Raw genomic sequence first — 16,143 nt, forward strand, 5'->3', positions numbered from 1 at the left:
GACATGAGCGCAGTGATCGACGACCACAGCCACGGTCATGACCACGCCCACGGGCCGGCCAAGGGCCTGATGCGTTGGGTGCTGACCACCAACCATAAAGACATCGGCACGATGTACCTGTGGTTCAGCTTCATCGCCTTCCTGCTCGGCGGCTCGTTCGCAATGGTGATCCGCGCCGAGCTGTTCCAGCCGGGCCTGCAGATCGTGCAGCCGGAATTCTTCAACCAGATGACCACCATGCATGGCCTGGTGATGGTGTTCGGTGCGGTGATGCCGGCGTTCGTCGGCCTGGCCAACTGGATGATTCCGTTGATGATCGGCGCGCCCGACATGGCCCTGCCGCGAATGAACAACTTCAGCTTCTGGCTGTTGCCGGCGGCGTTCCTGCTGCTGGTCTCGACCCTGTTCATGCCCGGTGGCGGGCCGAACTTCGGCTGGACGTTCTACGCGCCGCTATCGACCACCTACGCACCGGAAAGCGTGACGTTCTTCATTTTCGCCATCCACCTGATGGGGATCAGCTCGATCATGGGCGCGATCAACGTGATCGCCACCATCCTCAACCTGCGTGCCCCGGGCATGACCCTGATGAAGATGCCGCTGTTCGTCTGGACCTGGTTGATCACTGCTTTTCTGCTGATTGCAGTGATGCCGGTACTGGCCGGTGTGGTGACCATGATGTTGATGGATATCCACTTCGGCACCAGCTTCTTCAGCGCCGCCGGTGGCGGTGACCCGGTGTTGTTCCAGCATGTGTTCTGGTTCTTCGGCCACCCCGAGGTGTACATCATGATCCTGCCGGCGTTCGGCGCGGTCAGTTCGATCATCCCGGCGTTCTCGCGCAAGCCACTGTTCGGCTACACCTCGATGGTCTATGCCACCGGCGCAATCGCTTTTCTTTCCTTTATTGTCTGGGCGCACCACATGTTCGTGGTGGGTATCCCGGTGGTCGGCGAGTTGTTCTTCATGTACGCCACCATGCTGATCGCAGTGCCTACCGGGGTGAAGGTGTTCAACTGGGTCAGCACCATGTGGGAAGGTTCGCTGACCTTCGAGACTCCGATGCTGTTCGCCATTGCCTTTGTCATCCTGTTCACCATCGGCGGATTCTCCGGGCTGATGCTGGCCATTGCCCCGGCGGACTTCCAGTACCATGACACCTACTTCGTGGTTGCCCACTTTCACTACGTGCTGGTGCCTGGTGCGATCTTCGGCATCTTCGCCTCGGCCTACTACTGGTTGCCGAAGTGGACCGGGCACATGTACGACGAGACCCTGGGCAAGCTGCACTTCTGGTTGTCGTTCATCGGTATGAACCTGGCGTTCTTCCCGATGCACTTCGTTGGCCTGGCGGGCATGCCGCGGCGGATTCCCGACTACAACCTGCAGTTCGCCGACTTCAACATGGTTTCCTCGATCGGGGCCTTCACCTTCGGTGCCACGCAGATTTTCTTCCTGTTCATCGTGATCAAGTGCATTCGGGGCGGCAAGCCTGCGCCGGCCAAACCCTGGGATGGTGCCGAGGGCCTTGAGTGGTCGGTGCCGTCGCCAGCCCCCTATCACACCTTCCAGACGCCACCGGAAGTGAAATGAACGGCCAAGGCCGAAGGAGAGAATCATGAGTGAAGGGACTTCGCTCAAGCGCCTGGTCATGCGGCTGATGCTGCTGACCGTGGTGATGTTTGCCTTCGGCTTTGCTCTGGTGCCGATCTACGACGTGATGTGCAAGGCCTTCGGCATCAACGGCAAGACCGGGGGGCAATACGAGGGGACGCAGGTCAGTGATCCGGACCGTACGGTGAAAGTGCAGTTCATGTCGACCAATGCCAGCGACATGGTCTGGGAATTCCACTCCACCGCCGACCAGATCGACGTCAATCCCGGTGCGGTCAATCAGATGGTGTTCATTGCCCGCAACCCGACCGACAGACCCATGAGTGCCCAGGCCATCCCCAGCATTACCCCGGCCGAGGCGGCGGCGTACTTCCACAAGACCGAATGCTTCTGCTTTACCCAGCAGGTGCTGCAACCGGGAGAGCGCATAGAGATGCCGGTGCGTTTCATCGTCGACCGCGACCTGCCCAAGGATGTGAAACACCTGACGCTTGCTTACACGTTGTTCGATATCACCGCTCGCCACCCGCCGGTTGCACAATTGGCGGGCCAGGACGCACAGGGCGCCCGATAAGGAGAACACTCAATGGCTTCGCATGAGCACTATTACGTACCGGCGCAAAGCAAGTGGCCGATCATTGCCACCATCGGCATGTTCATCACGGTGTTTGGCCTGGGCACCTGGTTCAACGACCTCAAGGCCGGGCGACCTGACTCTCATGGGCCATGGATCTTCTTCCTGGGGGCGTTGTGCCTGGCCTACATGATGTTCGGCTGGTTCGGTGCGGTCATTAAAGAGAGCCGTGCCGGGCTCTACAGCCCGCAGCTGGACCGCTCGTTCCGCTGGGGCATGTCGTGGTTCATCTTCTCCGAGGTGATGTTCTTCATCGCCTTTTTTGGTGCCTTGTTTTATGTGCGCAACCTGGCCGGCCCTTGGTTGGGCGGGGAAGGTGCGAAAGGCGTGGCGCACATGCTCTGGCCGAACTTCGAATTCGCCTGGCCGCTGCTCAATACGCCTGATCCGAAACTCTTTCCGCCACCCAGGGACATCATCGATCCCTGGCACCTGCCGCTGATCAACACCATCCTGCTGGTCAGTTCCAGTGTCACCGTGACCATCGCCCACCACGCCCTGCGCAAGAACCACCGGGGTCCGCTCAAATTCTGGCTGGCACTGACCATCGTGCTAGGCATCTCCTTCCTGATCCTGCAGGCCTACGAATATCACGAGGCCTATACCGAACTGGGCCTGACACTGGGTTCGGGCATCTACGGCGCGACCTTCTTCATGCTCACAGGCTTTCATGGTGCCCACGTGACCATGGGCACGTTGATCCTGTTGGTGATGCTGGTACGGATCATGCGCGGGCACTTCAACGCCGACAAACACTTCGGTTTCGAGGCGGCCAGCTGGTACTGGCACTTCGTGGATGTGGTCTGGGTGGGGCTGTTTATCTTCGTGTATGTGCTGTAGCACGGGTCAGAACGGTGCGTGAGACACCAGCTGGCCGCTGTAGAAGCCCCAGGTAATCAGCGCCAGGGTCAGCGCAGCGAGGGTGACCCGCACGGTCAGGGCCTTGAGCAGGCGCGTGGACTGTCCGTCGTCCTTGACCAGAAAGAACAGGCCACTGAACAGGCTGGCGATGGTGGCCAGCAGCATCAGGACAATCGCGGCTTTGAGCATGGCGAAACTCCGGGGGGATGCATCGATGACCTTAAGTATAGCGATTGACCATGGGGTGACCGGGTGAAGCCCTTTCGCCCAGGCTGGGTTCCGACCCTGGTGGTGCTGATGCTGCTGCCCGGCCTGATTGCATTGGGTTGCTGGCAACTGGATCGCGCCGAGCAAAAGCGCGTCCTGCTCGCCAGCTATGCCGAGCGCCAGGCCAGTGACGCCCTGGGTGCTGCGCAGCTGTCGCAACTGCCGGACCCTGCCTATCGTCGGGTGCATCTGTTCGGCCGTTTCGACCGCCACCATAGCCTTCTGCTCGACAACCGAATTCGTGACGGCCAGGTCGGCGTCGAGCTGCTGCAACCTTTTCTCGACCAGGCCAGTGGCGAGTGGCTGCTGGTCAATCGTGGCTGGCTGCCCTGGCCGGATCGGCGCAACCCTGTGCAATTCAGCACGCCGGAGCAAGCGCTGAGCCTGGATGCCTGGGTGTATGTCGCGCCCGGTGCCACTTTCCAGCTGCATGCCGACCCTGAAGGCGGCGACTGGCCGCGATTGCTCACAGCCATCGATGCAAGACACCTCTGGTCGCAGCTGTCTCGCGAAGGATTTGCCCATGAATTGCGCCTGGAACCGGGCCAGGCCAGCTATCGGCTGGACTGGCCCGTCGTCGCCCTGGGCCCGGAAAAACACCTGGGCTACGCCGTGCAGTGGTTTGCCCTGGCGTTGGCCCTGGTGCTGCTCTACCTCTACTTCGGCTGGCATAACAACAAGGAGAAACAGCATGGGAGTCGCCACGAGTCCACTCAACATGTCTGACGGCAAGACGCCGGCAGGTCGCACCCGGGGGCGCCTGCAACTGGTGCTGATCCTGCTGGTGGTGATCGGCCCGATGCTGCTGGCCACCGGCATGTACAAGTTCCAGTTCTGGGTGCCGGACAGCCGCAGCTACCACGGCGAGATGATCGGCAACGGCCAGAGTCGCGCCGACCTGGGCGTGAGTGCAGACGAGCAGCGCTGGCAGTTGCTGGTAAGTGCACCCAGGGATTGCGGCCTGGATTGCCAGCAGCTGGTGTACCTGGCGCGGCAGATCCAGATCGGCCTGGGCCGCGATGCCAGCCGCGCCAGCCATGCCCTGGCCACTGCTCAGCCGGTGGGTGCCGACTATCAAGCCCGGCTTGAGCGTGAATACCCGCAGCTGCAGCGTTATCCGCTGGACCTGGGCAAATACGGCGCGGCCAGCCAGGGCAAGCAGGAAGCACAACTGTGGATCGTCGATCCCCACGGCAACCTGGTGCTGCGCTACGACGCCAGGGTCAAGGGCAAAGACTTGCTCAACGACCTGCGCCACCTGCTGAAACTGTCCAATATCGGGTAGGACTCCACCATGGCCAGACCTGGATTTCGCCTCGCTGTGTTCGCCACCTTGCTGGCACTGGTGGTCGTCCTGCTCGGTGCCTACACCCGCCTCACCCATGCCGGCCTGGGCTGCCCGGACTGGCCGGGATGCTATGGCTTTATCAGCGTGCCCAAGACCGAGGCGCAGCTTGCTCATGCCGAGTTGCACTACCCGGACACGCCGGTAGAAGTCCACAAGGGCCGCAACGAGATGGTCCACCGCTATTTCGCAGGCACCCTGGCATTGGTGATCACCCTGCTGGCCTGGCAAGCCTGGCGTCGCCACGGGCGTGAAGGTCAGCCCTACCGCCTGCCCTTGATGCTGCTGGGCGTGGTATTCGCCCAGGCGGCCTTCGGCATGTGGACGGTGACGCTCAAGCTGTGGCCGCAGGTGGTCACCGCCCACTTGCTGGGCGGCTTCGCCACCTTGAGCCTGCTGTTCCTGTTGAGTTTGCGCCTGTCCCGGGCCTTTGCCCCGCTACCTCGGCTGCCCCTGAGTGTGCGGCGGATCGCGGCCCTGGCCTTGCTGGTGGTGATCGGACAGATCGCCCTGGGCGGTTGGGTGAGCGCCAACTACGCGGCAGTGGCCTGTATCGACCTGCCCACCTGTCACGGCCAGTGGTGGCCGCAGGCGGATTTCGCCAACGGCTTTCATCTCACCCAGCACATCGGCCCCAATTACCTGGGCGGGCAGTTGGACAGCGATGCACGCACCGCTATTCATATCAGCCATCGCCTGGGGGCGCTGATGGTCACCTGCGTACTGTTGTTGCTGAGCTGGAAGTTGCACCGTCACGGCCTGGGCAAATTGTCGCGGCTGGTGCTGCTGGCGCTGGCCGTGCAGATCGGCCTGGGCATCAGCAATGTGCTGTTCCACCTGCCACTGGCGGTCGCCGTGGCCCATAACGCCGGGGGCGCGATGCTGTTGTTGTGCATGGTGCTGGTCAATTACCGCATTCGCGTGGTGGCCCGGGCGAAGGCTCGTCGGGTCAGCCAGGGCTGGCGCCTGACGCCGCTGAACACGGGCGGCGTGGTTCACTATCTGGGAGATAACGCATGGCGACGCTTCTGAGCGAGCGCAGGCTGCAAGCGGGCTGGCGCGACTACCTGGAGCTGACCAAGCCCAAGGTCGTTGTGCTGATGCTGATCACTTCGCTGGTGGGCATGTTCCTCGCCACCCGTGCGGGAGTGCCCTGGACGGTGCTGCTGTTCGGCAACCTGGGCATCGCCTGTTGTGCAGGCGCGGCAGCGGCGGTCAATCATGTGGTGGACCGGCGCATTGACGCGCTGATGGCCCGCACCCATAAAAGGCCGTTGGCCGAAGGCCGGGTCGCACCGGCGGCTGCGCTGGTCTTTGCCTTGCTGCTGGCGCTCACGGGCATGGCCTTGCTGTTGGTGTTCACCAATGCCCTCACGGCCTGGCTGACGCTGGCCTCGCTGTTGGGCTATGCGGTGATCTATACCGGCTTTCTCAAGCGCGCCACCCCACAGAACATCGTCATTGGTGGCCTGGCCGGGGCGGCACCGCCATTGCTGGGCTGGGTGGCGATCAGCGGGCACATCAGCGCAGAGCCCTTGCTGCTGGTGCTGATCATCTTCGCCTGGACCCCGCCGCACTTCTGGGCCCTGGCCATCCACCGCAAGGAAGAATACGCCAAGGCGGATATCCCCATGCTGCCGGTGACCCACGGCGAGCACTACACAAAAGTGCATATCCTGCTTTACACCCTGGTACTGCTGGCGGTCAGCCTGCTGCCTTTTGTCATTCACATGAGCGGTGTGTTGTACCTGGCCTGCGCCGTGGTGCTGGGCGCACGCTTCCTGCAATGGGCCTGGGTGTTGTACCGTGGCAGCCGGCCGCACGCGGCGATCAAGACCTTCAAGTACTCTATCTGGTACCTGTTCCTGTTGTTCATCGCGCTGCTTGTAGACCACTACCTACTGTTGAACCTATGACTCGAACCCAGAAAACCGTCTTCATTCTCGTTGCCCTGGTCGCCGTGATCCTTGGGCTTACTGTCAACAAGGTGCTCAATGGCCGCAGCGAGGGCAATCCCACCGAGCTGATCGACGCCGGCATCATTTTGCTGCCGCAAAGCCGCACCGTGCCGAGCCTGGAAATGACCGATGAAAAGGGTCAGGCCGTGGCGGTGGATGAACTCAAGGACAAATGGTCGCTGCTGTTCTTCGGCTATACCTTCTGCCCGGACATCTGCCCGACCACCCTCGCGCAGCTGCGCCAGGTTAAGAGCGAACTGCCTAAAGAGGCAGCGGATCGCCTGCAGGTGATTCTGGTCAGCGTGGACCCCAACCGCGATACCCCGGCGCAGCTGCAGCAGTACCTGGGTTATTTCGACAAGGATTTTCGTGGCCTGACCGGCTCACTGGAGAACATTCAGAAACTGGCCAATGCGGTGAGTATTCCGTTCATTCCGGCCGATACCAGCAAGCCGAACTACACCGTCGATCACAGCGGCAACCTGGCCTTGATTGGGCCGGATGGCAAACAGCGCGGCTTCATTCGCGCGCCGTTCAACAACCAGAAGCTGGTTGCTCAGTTGCCGGGGTTGGTTAAGCGGGATTGAAAAAAAATCGCGGGGCAAGCCTGCTCCTACACTCACGGTAGGAGCGGGCTTGCCCCGCGATCAATTACAGAATCAGAACGCAGGCTTGACCGCGCCCTTGTACTTCTCTTCGATGAACTTCTTCACTTCCGGGGTGTGCAGGGCTGCAACCAGCTTCTTCACCGCCTCGGCATCCTTGTTGTCTTCGCGGGTTACCAGAATGTTCACATAAGGCGAGTCGCTGCCTTCGATGACCAGTGCGTCCTTTTCAGGGCTGAGCTTGGCTTCCAGCGCGTAGTTGGTGTTGATCAGCGCCAGGTCGACCTGGGTCAGCACGCGCGGGATGGTCGCCGCTTCCAGTTCACGGAACTTGAAGTTCTTGCTGTTCTCGGTGATGTCTTTGACGGTGGACAGGATGTTGGTGTTGTCCTTGAGCTTGATCACGCCGGACTTGTCCAGCAGCAGCAAGGCACGGCCGCCGTTGGTGGCATCGTTTGGGATGACCACGGTGGCAGTCGATGGCAGTTCGTCGAGCTTCTTGTACTTGCTGGAGTAGGCGCCCAGGGGCTCCAGGTGTACACCGGCAACGCTGACCAGATGGGTATTCTTGGCCTTGTTGAACTCGTCCAGGTAGGGCTGGTGCTGGAAGAAGTTGGCGTCCAGGCGCTTTTCGGCAACCTGGACGTTCGGCTGGATGTAGTCGGTGAATACCTTCACCTTCAGGTCCACGCCTTCTTTGGCCAGGGCCGGTTTGACGAACTCGAGGATCTCGGCGTGGGGAACCGGGGTGGCGGCCACGGTCAGGGTCTCGGCCTGGGCAGAGAAGGCCGCGACGGCGGCGACAACAGCAAGCAGCTTTTTCATCAAATCACTCCTTGTGAGGGCCGGTCCGGCCCCCGGTGCGTCGGCAGCGCCGACCCATGGGGTTACTTACGGGAAAAATGCACAACCAGTTTGTCGCCCACGCTCTGCAGCACTTGAACCAGGATCAGCAGCAGGACCACGGTGACAATCATGACGTCGGTCTGGAAGCGTTGGTAACCAAAGCGGATCGCCAGGTCGCCCAGGCCGCCCGCGCCCACCACACCCGCCATGGCGGTGTATGACACCAGGGTAATGGCGGTAACCGTGATGGCCGCGAAGATACCCGGACGGGCTTCCGGCAACAGGGCATTCATGATGATCTGGCGAGTAGTGGCACCCATCGACTGGGTCGCTTCGATGATGCCTCGATCGACTTCGCGCAGGGCGGTTTCCACCAGGCGGGCAAAGAACGGCGTGGCGCCCACCACCAGCGGTGGAATGGCCCCGGCGACGCCCAGCGAGGTGCCGGTGATCAGCACCGTGAAGGGAATCATCACGATCAGCAGGATGATGAACGGCAGCGAGCGCAGGATGTTGACGACCAGCGACAGCAGCGCGTACACGCCTTTTTGCTCGAACAGCTGACGCGGGCCGCACAGGAACAGCAACACGCCCAACGGCAGGCCCAGCAGCACGGTGAAGAACAGCGAGCCGAACAGCATGATCATGGTGTCGACGGTGGCCAGCCAGATTTCGGCCCAATCGACGTTGGCAAAGAAACTCAGGAATTCCATTAACGCAGTACCTCCATATGAACATCAGCCGCCGTGAAGCGAGCGAATGCCGCTTCCATGTCGCCGCCGGTGACGGCCAGGGTCAGCTGCCCATACGGGGTGTCTTTGATGCGATCGATGCGGCCCGCGAGGATGCTGTAGTCCACACCGGTTTCCCGGGCCACGGTGCCCAGCAGCGGCGCATAGGTGGCGTCGCCCTGGAAGGTCAGGCGGATGATCCGGCCCGGCACATGGGCGAAGTCGTCGCGCTGCTCGGCTTCGTCGACCTGCTCGTCTTCCTGGACGAAGCGCTTGGTGGTCGGGTGCTGCGGGTGCAGGAATACATCGGCAACCGGCCCCTGCTCGACGATCTGCCCGGCGTCCATGACCGCCACGCGGTCGCAGACCCGACGGATCACGTCCATTTCATGGGTGATCAGTACGATGGTCAGTTTGAGTTCGCGGTTGATCTCGGCCAGCAATTGCAGCACCGAGGCGGTGGTCTGCGGGTCGAGCGCGCTAGTGGCCTCGTCGCACAGCAGGATCTTCGGCTTGGTGGCCAGGGCGCGGGCGATGCCTACCCGTTGCTTTTGGCCGCCCGACAGCTGCGCCGGGTACTTTCGGGCGTGATCCGACAGGCCGACGCGAGCCAGCAACTCATTGACGCGGGCGTCGATGTCCTTGCGCGACAGCTCGCCGGCCAGGGTCAGTGGCAGGGCGACGTTGTCGGCCACGGTCTTGGAGGCCAGCAGGTTGAAGTGCTGGAAGATCATCCCGACTTGCTGGCGGAAGCGACGCAGGTCGTTGGCGTTGAAGGCGGTGACGTCTTCGCCGTCGACAATGATCTTGCCGCCGCTTGGGGCTTCCAGGCGGTTGATCAGGCGCAGCAGGGTACTTTTACCGGCACCGGAATGGCCGATCAGTCCGAACACCTGGCCGTCTTCGACACTCAGGTTGGTCGGGTGCAGCGCGGGGATGTCCCTACCGGCGACGCGGTAGGTTTTATGCACATTTTGAAACTCGATCACGTAGCGAACCTTGTGGGGCGCATGGAAATTTGGTCAGCGGTTAGCCGGGCGCGCATTTTAGCCTGTTCGTATAGAGGTTCTTAGCATTTATTTCGTAATAGACCAATGCTACGGGAATAACGCGATCAGTGGTAAATCCGAATGAACGCTCGCAGTACCTGGTCAGTCACTACTGAAAGGGCCCGCCGTGGGGTCGAACCGAGACTGATCGAGGAGAGCGTTCCAATGCCCAGCAAGAAGAATCCGCCCAAGGAAAGTCAACTGGCCGGCACCCAGACCCCGGACCGGGCCAACACCAATGCCAAGCTGCAGAGTCTGGAAACCTTTCGCAGCGACGCAACAGGCCAGGCCTTGCGTACCAATCAGGGGGTCAAGGTTGCCGACAACCAGAACACCCTGCGCGCAGGCGATCGCGGCCCGTCGTTGCTCGAAGACTTCATCATGCGCGAGAAGATCACCCACTTTGACCATGAGCGTATTCCCGAGCGGATCGTCCACGCACGGGGTAGCGGCGCCCATGGCTACTTCCAGGCCTATCAATCCCACGCAGCGCTGACCAAGGCCGGATTCCTGCAGGATCCGGAAAAAATCACCCCGGTGTTCGTACGTTTTTCAACCGTCCAGGGGCCACGAGGGTCGGGAGACACCGTGCGTGACGTGCGCGGCTTTGCTGTGAAGTTCTTCACCGAGGAAGGCAACTTCGACCTGGTGGGTAACAACATGCCGGTGTTTTTCATCCAGGATGCGATCAAGTTCCCTGACTTCGTCCATGCGGTAAAACCCGAGCCCCATAACGAAATGCCCACGGGCGGCTCGGCCCACGACACATTCTGGGATTTTGTCTCGCTGGTGCCGGAGTCTGCACACATGGTGATCTGGGCGATGTCGGACCGGGCCATTCCGAAAAGCCTGCGCACCATGCAGGGATTTGGCGTGCACACCTTTCGCATGATCAACGCCAAGGGCGAGTCGCACTTCGTCAAGTTCCACTGGAAGCCCAAGGCGGGTGTCTGCTCGCTGCTCTGGGATGAAGCGCAGAAGTTGGCCGGCAAGGACACCGACTATCACCGTCGTGACTTGTGGGAGGCCATTGAAACCGGAAATTACCCGGAATGGGAGTTCGGCGTGCAGATCGTGCCGGAGGCGGACGAACACAAATTCGACTTCGACCTGCTCGACCCGACCAAGATCATTCCTGAAGAGCTGGTGCCGGTAACCCCTCTGGGCAAGATGGTGCTCAACCGCAACCCCGACAATTTCTTCGCCGAGACCGAGCAAGTTGCGTTCTGCCCAGGCCATATCGTCCCCGGCATCGACTTTTCCAACGATCCGCTGCTGCAGGGCCGGCTGTTCTCCTACACCGACACCCAGATCAGCCGCCTGGGTGGGCCCAACTTCCACGAAATTCCGATCAATCGGCCGTTGGCACCGAACCACAATGGCCAGCGTGACGCCCAGCACCGGGTGACCCTGGACAAGGGCCGGGCCTCCTACGAGCCCAACTCGATTGACGGCGGCTGGCCGAAGGAAACGCCGCCGGCGGCCAGCGATGGCGGTTTCGAGTCTTACCCCGAGCGGATCGAGGCACACAAGGTGCGTCAGCGCAGCCCTTCGTTCGCCGATCACTTTTCCCAGGCACGACTGTTTTTCAACAGCATGAGCAACACGGAAAAGGAACACATCATCAGTGCCTACAGTTTCGAGCTGGGCAAGGTCGAGCGTGAGCACATTCGTGCCCGGGAAGTGAACGAGATCCTCGCCAATATCGACCTTCAACTGGCCAAGCGGGTGGCCGAGAACCTCGGCTTGCCAGCGCCGAAGAAAGGTACGGTGCAGGTGCCCGAGACCAGCGTGAAGAAATCCCCTGCCCTGAGTCAGATGAACCTGTTGGGAGAGGGGATCAAGGGGCGCAAGGTCGCGGTGCTGGTGGCCGATGGGGTAGACGGCGGTAGCGTCGATGGGCTGGTCAAGGCACTGGAAGCCGAAAGTGCCCAGGTCAAGCTGCTGGGCCCGACCTCTGCAGCGGTCAAGACCGCCCAGGGCAAGGCGCTGGCGGTGGACGCCTCGATGGAAGGGATGCCATCGGTGGCCTTCGATGCGTTGTGGGTGCCCGCCGGCAAGGCGTCGCTACAGGCGCTCTCGGGCAATGGCGTGGCGTTGCACTTTCTACTCGAGGCCTACAAGCATCTCAAGCCCATGGGGTTTGCCAAAGAGGCGCAGACACTGCTCGATACCCTGAAGTTGAAAGCCGATGGCGGCCTGCTGCTGGGCGACGATCCCAACACCTATAAGGCGTTCATCACGGCTATCAGCAAGCATCGGGTGTGGGAACGGGAGGCCGCAGCCCAGGCGATTCCGGCCTAGCTGCTGGAAGCGGGTGCCCCTGTGGGCACCCGATCACTCATGGACGGCGGGGTACCAGCACCACTTGCGCGGGCTGTTCGCGATGGATTTCGTGGGACTGCTCAAGGGCGAACTCGCTGTCGAGCTTGTTGACGCGCTTGCTCAACAGAGTCTTGAGCCACGGTGCGTCATCCTTGCGCGGCACCTGGAACACCACGTCGCATTGGTAGTTCACGACATCGGCGGCGATATCGTCGAGCTGCTTGCGCATCTGGGCGATGTTGCGGGTTTTGAGCGCAATGACGGTGCTCGGCGCGGTCGGGTCGATGACCCGGGCCTTGGGCCGGGCTTCAGCCGCCTTGAGGGCCGCTTCGGCCTTTTCCAGTTCCGCCTTGCGGGCCTGGGCAATGGCGCCGTTGACGCCGCCGGTCAGGGCCGGTGCCTTGGGCATCAGCGCGCGGGCGCGGCTCAATGCGGTGGCAGCGGCATTCACATCACCTTTTTGCAGAACGATCTGGCTGCGTTGCAGATAGGCTTCTGCCAGCTGGCGCTGGTATTGCTCGACCCGGCTGTCGTTGGGGGCCTGGGCTTGCAGCGCGGCCAGCTGATCTTCAGCGGTGGCCAGCTCACTGCTGGCGATGCTTTGCTCCAACTGCTGCCAGGCATCGGCCTGGGCGGGTGCTGCGGCGTTATCGGCCGGGGTGCTGGAGCACGCAGCCAGGATCAGGGAAAACGCGGCAAGGAGCAGATAACGGGAGGCGAACGGCTTCATTCCTGCGACTCTCTATTTGCGCAAAAAGCGAGCAAGTCTACACCCAGTCCGCAGACTCGAAAATAAATCTTGAGGCCCGGCATGATTTATATGCTGCAGGGTGCAACCGTCAGGCTGCACCCCGAGGTTCAGCGCCGGGGCCAGGCCAGGCTCAGCAAGAATAGCACTGCCGCACAGACCACGATCGAAGGACCGGCCGGGGTGTCCTTGAACCACGACAGTGCCAGGCCGCCGCAAACGGCCGTGACGCCAAGCAGGCTGGCGCCCAGGGCCATTTGCTCGGGCGAGCGGGCGTGACGCTGGGCCGCAGCCGCCGGGATGATCAGCAACGAGGTGATCAACAGCACACCGACAATCTTCATCGCCACCGCGATGACCACTGCAATCAGCAGCATCAGTGCCAGGCGCAGTGCGGCTACGGGCAAGCCTTCGACCATGGCCAACTCTTCGTGCACGGTGACTGCCAGCAGCGGCCGCCATAGGGCCACCAGCAGCAACAGTACCGCGGCACTGCCGCCGAGAATCCAGGCCAGGTCGCCCGGGCTGATCGCCAGCAGGTCACCGAACAAGTAAGCCATCAGGTCGATGCGCACATCGTGCATGAAGCTCAGGACCACCAGGCCAAGCGACAGGGTGCTCGGGGCGAGAATCCCCAGCAAGGTATCGGAGGCCAGCGGCTGGCGTTGCTGCAGGGTAACCAGCAGGATCGCCAGCAGCAGGCAGCCGACCGTGACCGCCAGCGCCGGGCTGATATCCAGCACGAAGCCCAGGGCCACGCCCAGCAGTGCGGCGTGAGACAGGGTGTCGCCGAAGTAGGCCATGCGCCGCCAGACCACGAATGAACCCAGGGGGCCAGCAACCACGGCAAGGGCCAAGCCTGCGAGCAGGGCGTAGAGCAGAAAATCAGCCATGCTTGCAGTGTTCTCCGTGTACGTGCCCGCCTTGGGCCGGGGCAACCACAGAACCATGCAAGTCGTGGCTGTGGTCGTGATGGTGGTGGTAGATCGCAAGGCTCGGTGCATTACTGCCGAACAACTCGACAAAGGCCGGGTCGCCGCTGACCTGCTCCGGGTGACCGGAACAGCAGACGTGGCGATTCAGGCAGACCACCTGGTCGGTGGTGCTCATGACCAGGTGCAGGTCATGGGACACCATCAGCACGCCACAGCCATGACGGTCGCGCAGGCGAGTGATCAAGCTGTACAACTCGGCCTGGCCCGCTACATCGACGCCCTGTACAGGTTCGTCGAGCACCAGCAACTCAGGCTCGCGCAGCAGGGCGCGAGCCAGCAGCACACGCTGCATTTCGCCACCGGAGATGGTCTGGATCGGGCTGTCGATCACCTGCTCGGCACCGACTTCATTGAGCGCCGACAGCGCTGCGGCTCGATCCACGCCCGGCACCAGGCGCAGAAAGCGCAGCACCGACAGTGGCAGGGTGGCATCCACTTGAAGCTTCTGCGGCATGTAGCCGATGCGCAGGCGTGGTTTGCGCCAGACTTTGCCGGTGTGCGGCTTGAGCAGGCCGAGTACGGCGCGCACCAGGGTGGTTTTGCCGGCGCCGTTGGGGCCGATCAGGGTAACGATCTGCCCGGGTTCCACCGCCAGGTCGATGCTGTCGAGCACCGCCTGCCCGGAGAACGCCACGCCAACCTGTTCAAGACGAATCAACGCGTTGCTCATCAGGCGCTCCGGCAGTTTCCGCACAGGCCGACGACTTCGACGGTCTGCGTCTCGACGCTGAAACCGACATCCTTGGCACTGGTAACGATGGCGTCGCTGATGCTGGTTTGCTCGAGCTCGATCGCCACATGGCACGTGCGGCAAATCAGGAACTGGCCCTGGTGGGCATGTTCCGGGTGGCTGCAGCCTATAAAGGCGTTGAGCGAAGCGATGCGGTGCACCAGGCTGTTCTCGAGGAGAAAATCGAGGGCGCGATAGACCGTCGGTGGCGCGGCCCGACGACCGTCCTGTTCGCTCAGTACAGCGAGAATGTCGTAGGCGCCCAGCGGTTTGTGGCTCTGCCAGACCAGTTCCAGCACGCGGCGGCGCAAGGCAGTCAGGCGCAGGCCCTGGCGTGCGCACAGGGCATCGGCCTCGGCCAGGGCGCTGTGCACGCAATGGGAGTGGTCGTGGGGGCGGTTGGCCAGCGGGGTTTTAGGCATGGGCGGCGACGGTTCTGATTAGAGACGTTATTATGTTACCTGTTCCTGCCCCATTGAGTGGTCATCGTGTCCCGATTTTTTGCCCTTTTTGTCGCTTTAATCACCGCCTTGGTGATGGCCCAGGTACAGGCCGAAGTCCGTGTCCTGACCAGCATCAAGCCGCTGCAACAGATCGCTGCGGCCGTTCAGGACGGTGTCGGCAGCCCTGAAGTGCTGCTCCCGCCAGGGGCCTCGCCCCATCACTATGCCCTGCGCCCATCCGACGTACGGCGGGTGAACGATTTCGATCTGCTGTACTGGATCGGGCCGGACATGGAGGGTTTCCTGCCCCGGGTGCTCAAGGGCCGCAGCAAGCCGAGTGTTGCTGTGCAGGGCCTGCCAGGCTTGCAACTGCGTCACTTTGGCGAAGACAGCCATTCCCACGATCATGACGACGATGCCGACGAGCATGATCACGATCATCGCCCCGGCAGCCTCGATGCCCACCTGTGGTTGTCGTCGGTCAATGCCCGGGTGATCGCCGCGAAAATGGCCAGCGACCTGAGTGTTGCCGATCCTGCCAATGCCGCCCGCTACCAGAGCAACCTGAAGGCCTTCGGCGAGCGTCTGGATGCCCTGGATGCGCGCTTGAAGACGCGCCTCGCCGGTATCAGCGGCAAGCCCTACTTCGTGTTCCATGAAGCTTTCGACTACTTCGAGTCAGCCTATGGCTTGAAACACACCGGCGTATTCAGCGTGGCCGCCGAAGTGCAGCCGGGCGCCCAGCACGTGGCGGCCATGCGCAAGCGCCTGCAGGAAGTGGGCAAGACGTGTGTGTTCAGCGAGCCTCCATTGCGCCCCCGATTGGCCGAGACGTTGACGGCAGGCTTGCCGGTTACGCTGGCCGAGCTGGATGCGTTGGGCGGCACAGCGCCCGCCAGTACCCGGGGGTATGAGCAGTTGCTGGAGAAGCTGGGGGACGATTTGGCAGGGTGCCTGGAGAAACTCTGAGAAGCTGATCGCGGGGCAAGCCC

18 protein-coding genes are annotated in these 16,143 nt (G+C 62.1%); 10 read left to right on the forward strand and 8 right to left on the reverse strand.

The features are described 5' to 3' along the window. Positions 1-3: 3 nt before the first annotated feature. From ctaD to NPS58_RS20015, 3 genes are read left to right on the forward strand one after another with little or no spacing between them, the layout of a single operon-like run. On the forward strand, positions 4-1,593 hold the full coding sequence (ctaD, locus tag NPS58_RS20005) for a cytochrome c oxidase subunit I (RefSeq protein WP_028942626.1): 1,590 nt from the start codon (positions 4-6) through the stop codon (positions 1,591-1,593). A 25-nt stretch (positions 1,594-1,618) separates the two neighbouring features. Next, on the forward strand, positions 1,619-2,188 hold the full coding sequence (locus tag NPS58_RS20010; protein ID WP_274117020.1) for a cytochrome c oxidase assembly protein: 570 nt from the start codon (positions 1,619-1,621) through the stop codon (positions 2,186-2,188). A gap of 12 nt (positions 2,189-2,200) precedes the next feature. Next, positions 2,201-3,088, forward strand: a complete 888-nt coding sequence (locus NPS58_RS20015) for a cytochrome c oxidase subunit 3 (RefSeq protein ID WP_274117021.1) — start codon at positions 2,201-2,203, stop codon at positions 3,086-3,088. 6 nt (positions 3,089-3,094) lie between these two features. Here NPS58_RS20015 and NPS58_RS20020 read toward each other — a convergent pair whose 3' ends face one another. Continuing rightward, positions 3,095-3,298: a twin transmembrane helix small protein gene (locus NPS58_RS20020; protein ID WP_274117022.1), complete on the reverse strand. Its 204-nt coding sequence runs from the start codon at positions 3,296-3,298 to the stop codon at positions 3,095-3,097. Positions 3,299-3,361: 63 nt separating this feature from the next. Here NPS58_RS20020 and NPS58_RS20025 point away from each other — a divergent pair, with 63 nt between their 5' ends. The 5 genes from NPS58_RS20025 to NPS58_RS20045 are packed head-to-tail and all read left to right on the forward strand — an operon-like array spanning position 3,362 to position 7,266. After that, complete coding sequence (locus tag NPS58_RS20025; RefSeq protein WP_274117023.1) at positions 3,362-4,102, forward strand: SURF1 family protein; 741 nt, start codon at positions 3,362-3,364, stop codon at positions 4,100-4,102. Then, entirely contained in the window at positions 4,068-4,661 is a 594-nt protein-coding gene (locus NPS58_RS20030) for a hypothetical protein (protein ID WP_274117024.1), read from the forward strand. The genes NPS58_RS20025 and NPS58_RS20030 overlap by 35 nt, the downstream gene beginning before the upstream one ends. 9 nt (positions 4,662-4,670) lie before the next feature. After that, positions 4,671-5,753 (forward strand): COX15/CtaA family protein, encoded by a 1,083-nt coding sequence (locus NPS58_RS20035; RefSeq protein WP_274117025.1) that lies wholly within the window; start codon positions 4,671-4,673, stop codon positions 5,751-5,753. Beyond that, complete coding sequence (cyoE, locus tag NPS58_RS20040) at positions 5,738-6,637, forward strand: heme o synthase (RefSeq protein ID WP_274117026.1); 900 nt, start codon at positions 5,738-5,740, stop codon at positions 6,635-6,637. The genes NPS58_RS20035 and cyoE overlap by 16 nt, the downstream gene beginning before the upstream one ends. Continuing rightward, entirely contained in the window at positions 6,634-7,266 is a 633-nt protein-coding gene (locus NPS58_RS20045) for an SCO family protein (protein WP_274117027.1), read from the forward strand. Before cyoE ends, NPS58_RS20045 begins: the two co-directional genes overlap by 4 nt. A 72-nt stretch (positions 7,267-7,338) precedes the next feature. Here NPS58_RS20045 and NPS58_RS20050 read toward each other — a convergent pair whose 3' ends face one another. From NPS58_RS20050 to NPS58_RS20060, 3 genes are all read right to left on the reverse strand, one after another. Further along, positions 7,339-8,109: a MetQ/NlpA family ABC transporter substrate-binding protein gene (locus NPS58_RS20050; RefSeq protein ID WP_274117028.1), complete on the reverse strand. Its 771-nt coding sequence runs from the start codon at positions 8,107-8,109 to the stop codon at positions 7,339-7,341. Positions 8,110-8,171: 62 nt separating this feature from the next. Next, positions 8,172-8,843: a methionine ABC transporter permease gene (locus NPS58_RS20055; protein ID WP_028942636.1), complete on the reverse strand. Its 672-nt coding sequence runs from the start codon at positions 8,841-8,843 to the stop codon at positions 8,172-8,174. Continuing rightward, positions 8,843-9,850 carry a methionine ABC transporter ATP-binding protein gene (locus NPS58_RS20060; protein WP_274117029.1) on the reverse strand — a complete coding sequence of 336 codons (1,008 nt, stop codon included), beginning with the start codon at positions 9,848-9,850 and terminating at the stop codon, positions 8,843-8,845. Before NPS58_RS20060 ends, NPS58_RS20055 begins: the two co-directional genes overlap by 1 nt. 141 nt (positions 9,851-9,991) lie before the next feature. Between NPS58_RS20060 and katE the strand changes: the two genes are divergently transcribed. Next, on the forward strand, positions 9,992-12,214 hold the full coding sequence (gene katE / locus NPS58_RS20065) for a catalase HPII (protein WP_274117030.1): 2,223 nt from the start codon (positions 9,992-9,994) through the stop codon (positions 12,212-12,214). Between the two features lie 37 nt (positions 12,215-12,251). Here katE and NPS58_RS20070 read toward each other — a convergent pair whose 3' ends face one another. From NPS58_RS20070 to zur, 4 genes are all read right to left on the reverse strand, one after another. Beyond that, positions 12,252-12,965, reverse strand: coding sequence for a PA5502 family lipoprotein (locus NPS58_RS20070; protein ID WP_274117031.1), 714 nt, complete (start codon positions 12,963-12,965; stop codon positions 12,252-12,254). A gap of 128 nt (positions 12,966-13,093) precedes the next feature. Next, a complete protein-coding gene (znuB, locus tag NPS58_RS20075; protein ID WP_274117032.1) occupies positions 13,094-13,876 on the reverse strand; it encodes a zinc ABC transporter permease subunit ZnuB in 783 nt (260 codons plus the stop codon). Beyond that, a complete protein-coding gene (gene znuC / locus NPS58_RS20080) occupies positions 13,869-14,648 on the reverse strand; it encodes a zinc ABC transporter ATP-binding protein ZnuC (RefSeq protein WP_274117033.1) in 780 nt (259 codons plus the stop codon). The genes znuB and znuC overlap by 8 nt, the downstream gene beginning before the upstream one ends. Beyond that, positions 14,648-15,130: a zinc uptake transcriptional repressor Zur gene (gene zur / locus NPS58_RS20085; protein WP_274117034.1), complete on the reverse strand. Its 483-nt coding sequence runs from the start codon at positions 15,128-15,130 to the stop codon at positions 14,648-14,650. Before zur ends, znuC begins: the two co-directional genes overlap by 1 nt. 66 nt (positions 15,131-15,196) lie before the next feature. On the opposite strand from zur, the gene NPS58_RS20090 reads away from it, so the two are divergent. Then, complete coding sequence (locus NPS58_RS20090; RefSeq protein ID WP_425313087.1) at positions 15,197-16,120, forward strand: zinc ABC transporter substrate-binding protein; 924 nt, start codon at positions 15,197-15,199, stop codon at positions 16,118-16,120. Positions 16,121-16,143: the final 23 nt, after the last annotated feature.

The sequence above is a fragment of the Pseudomonas putida genome (assembly GCF_028682455.1).
In the GTDB taxonomy this organism is placed as follows: domain Bacteria; phylum Pseudomonadota; class Gammaproteobacteria; order Pseudomonadales; family Pseudomonadaceae; genus Aquipseudomonas; species Aquipseudomonas putida_AA.

Excerpts from the sequence above, each read along its gene's own strand:
- ctaD (WP_028942626.1), top strand. The coding sequence starts at position 4 with ATGAGCGCAGTGATCGACGACCACAGCCACGGTCATGACCACGCCCAC.
- NPS58_RS20010 (WP_274117020.1), top strand. The coding sequence starts at position 1,619 with ATGAGTGAAGGGACTTCGCTCAAGCGCCTGGTCATGCGGCTGATGCTG.
- NPS58_RS20015 (WP_274117021.1), top strand. The coding sequence starts at position 2,201 with ATGGCTTCGCATGAGCACTATTACGTACCGGCGCAAAGCAAGTGGCCG.
- NPS58_RS20020 (WP_274117022.1), bottom strand. The coding sequence starts at position 3,298 with ATGCTCAAAGCCGCGATTGTCCTGATGCTGCTGGCCACCATCGCCAGC.
- NPS58_RS20030 (WP_274117024.1), top strand. The coding sequence starts at position 4,068 with ATGGGAGTCGCCACGAGTCCACTCAACATGTCTGACGGCAAGACGCCG.
- NPS58_RS20035 (WP_274117025.1), top strand. The coding sequence starts at position 4,671 with ATGGCCAGACCTGGATTTCGCCTCGCTGTGTTCGCCACCTTGCTGGCA.
- cyoE (WP_274117026.1), top strand. The coding sequence starts at position 5,738 with ATGGCGACGCTTCTGAGCGAGCGCAGGCTGCAAGCGGGCTGGCGCGAC.
- NPS58_RS20045 (WP_274117027.1), top strand. The coding sequence starts at position 6,634 with ATGACTCGAACCCAGAAAACCGTCTTCATTCTCGTTGCCCTGGTCGCC.
- NPS58_RS20050 (WP_274117028.1), bottom strand. The coding sequence starts at position 8,109 with ATGAAAAAGCTGCTTGCTGTTGTCGCCGCCGTCGCGGCCTTCTCTGCC.
- NPS58_RS20055 (WP_028942636.1), bottom strand. The coding sequence starts at position 8,843 with ATGGAATTCCTGAGTTTCTTTGCCAACGTCGATTGGGCCGAAATCTGG.
- katE (WP_274117030.1), top strand. The coding sequence starts at position 9,992 with ATGAACGCTCGCAGTACCTGGTCAGTCACTACTGAAAGGGCCCGCCGT.
- NPS58_RS20070 (WP_274117031.1), bottom strand. The coding sequence starts at position 12,965 with ATGAAGCCGTTCGCCTCCCGTTATCTGCTCCTTGCCGCGTTTTCCCTG.
- znuB (WP_274117032.1), bottom strand. The coding sequence starts at position 13,876 with ATGGCTGATTTTCTGCTCTACGCCCTGCTCGCAGGCTTGGCCCTTGCC.
- znuC (WP_274117033.1), bottom strand. The coding sequence starts at position 14,648 with ATGAGCAACGCGTTGATTCGTCTTGAACAGGTTGGCGTGGCGTTCTCC.
- zur (WP_274117034.1), bottom strand. The coding sequence starts at position 15,130 with ATGCCTAAAACCCCGCTGGCCAACCGCCCCCACGACCACTCCCATTGC.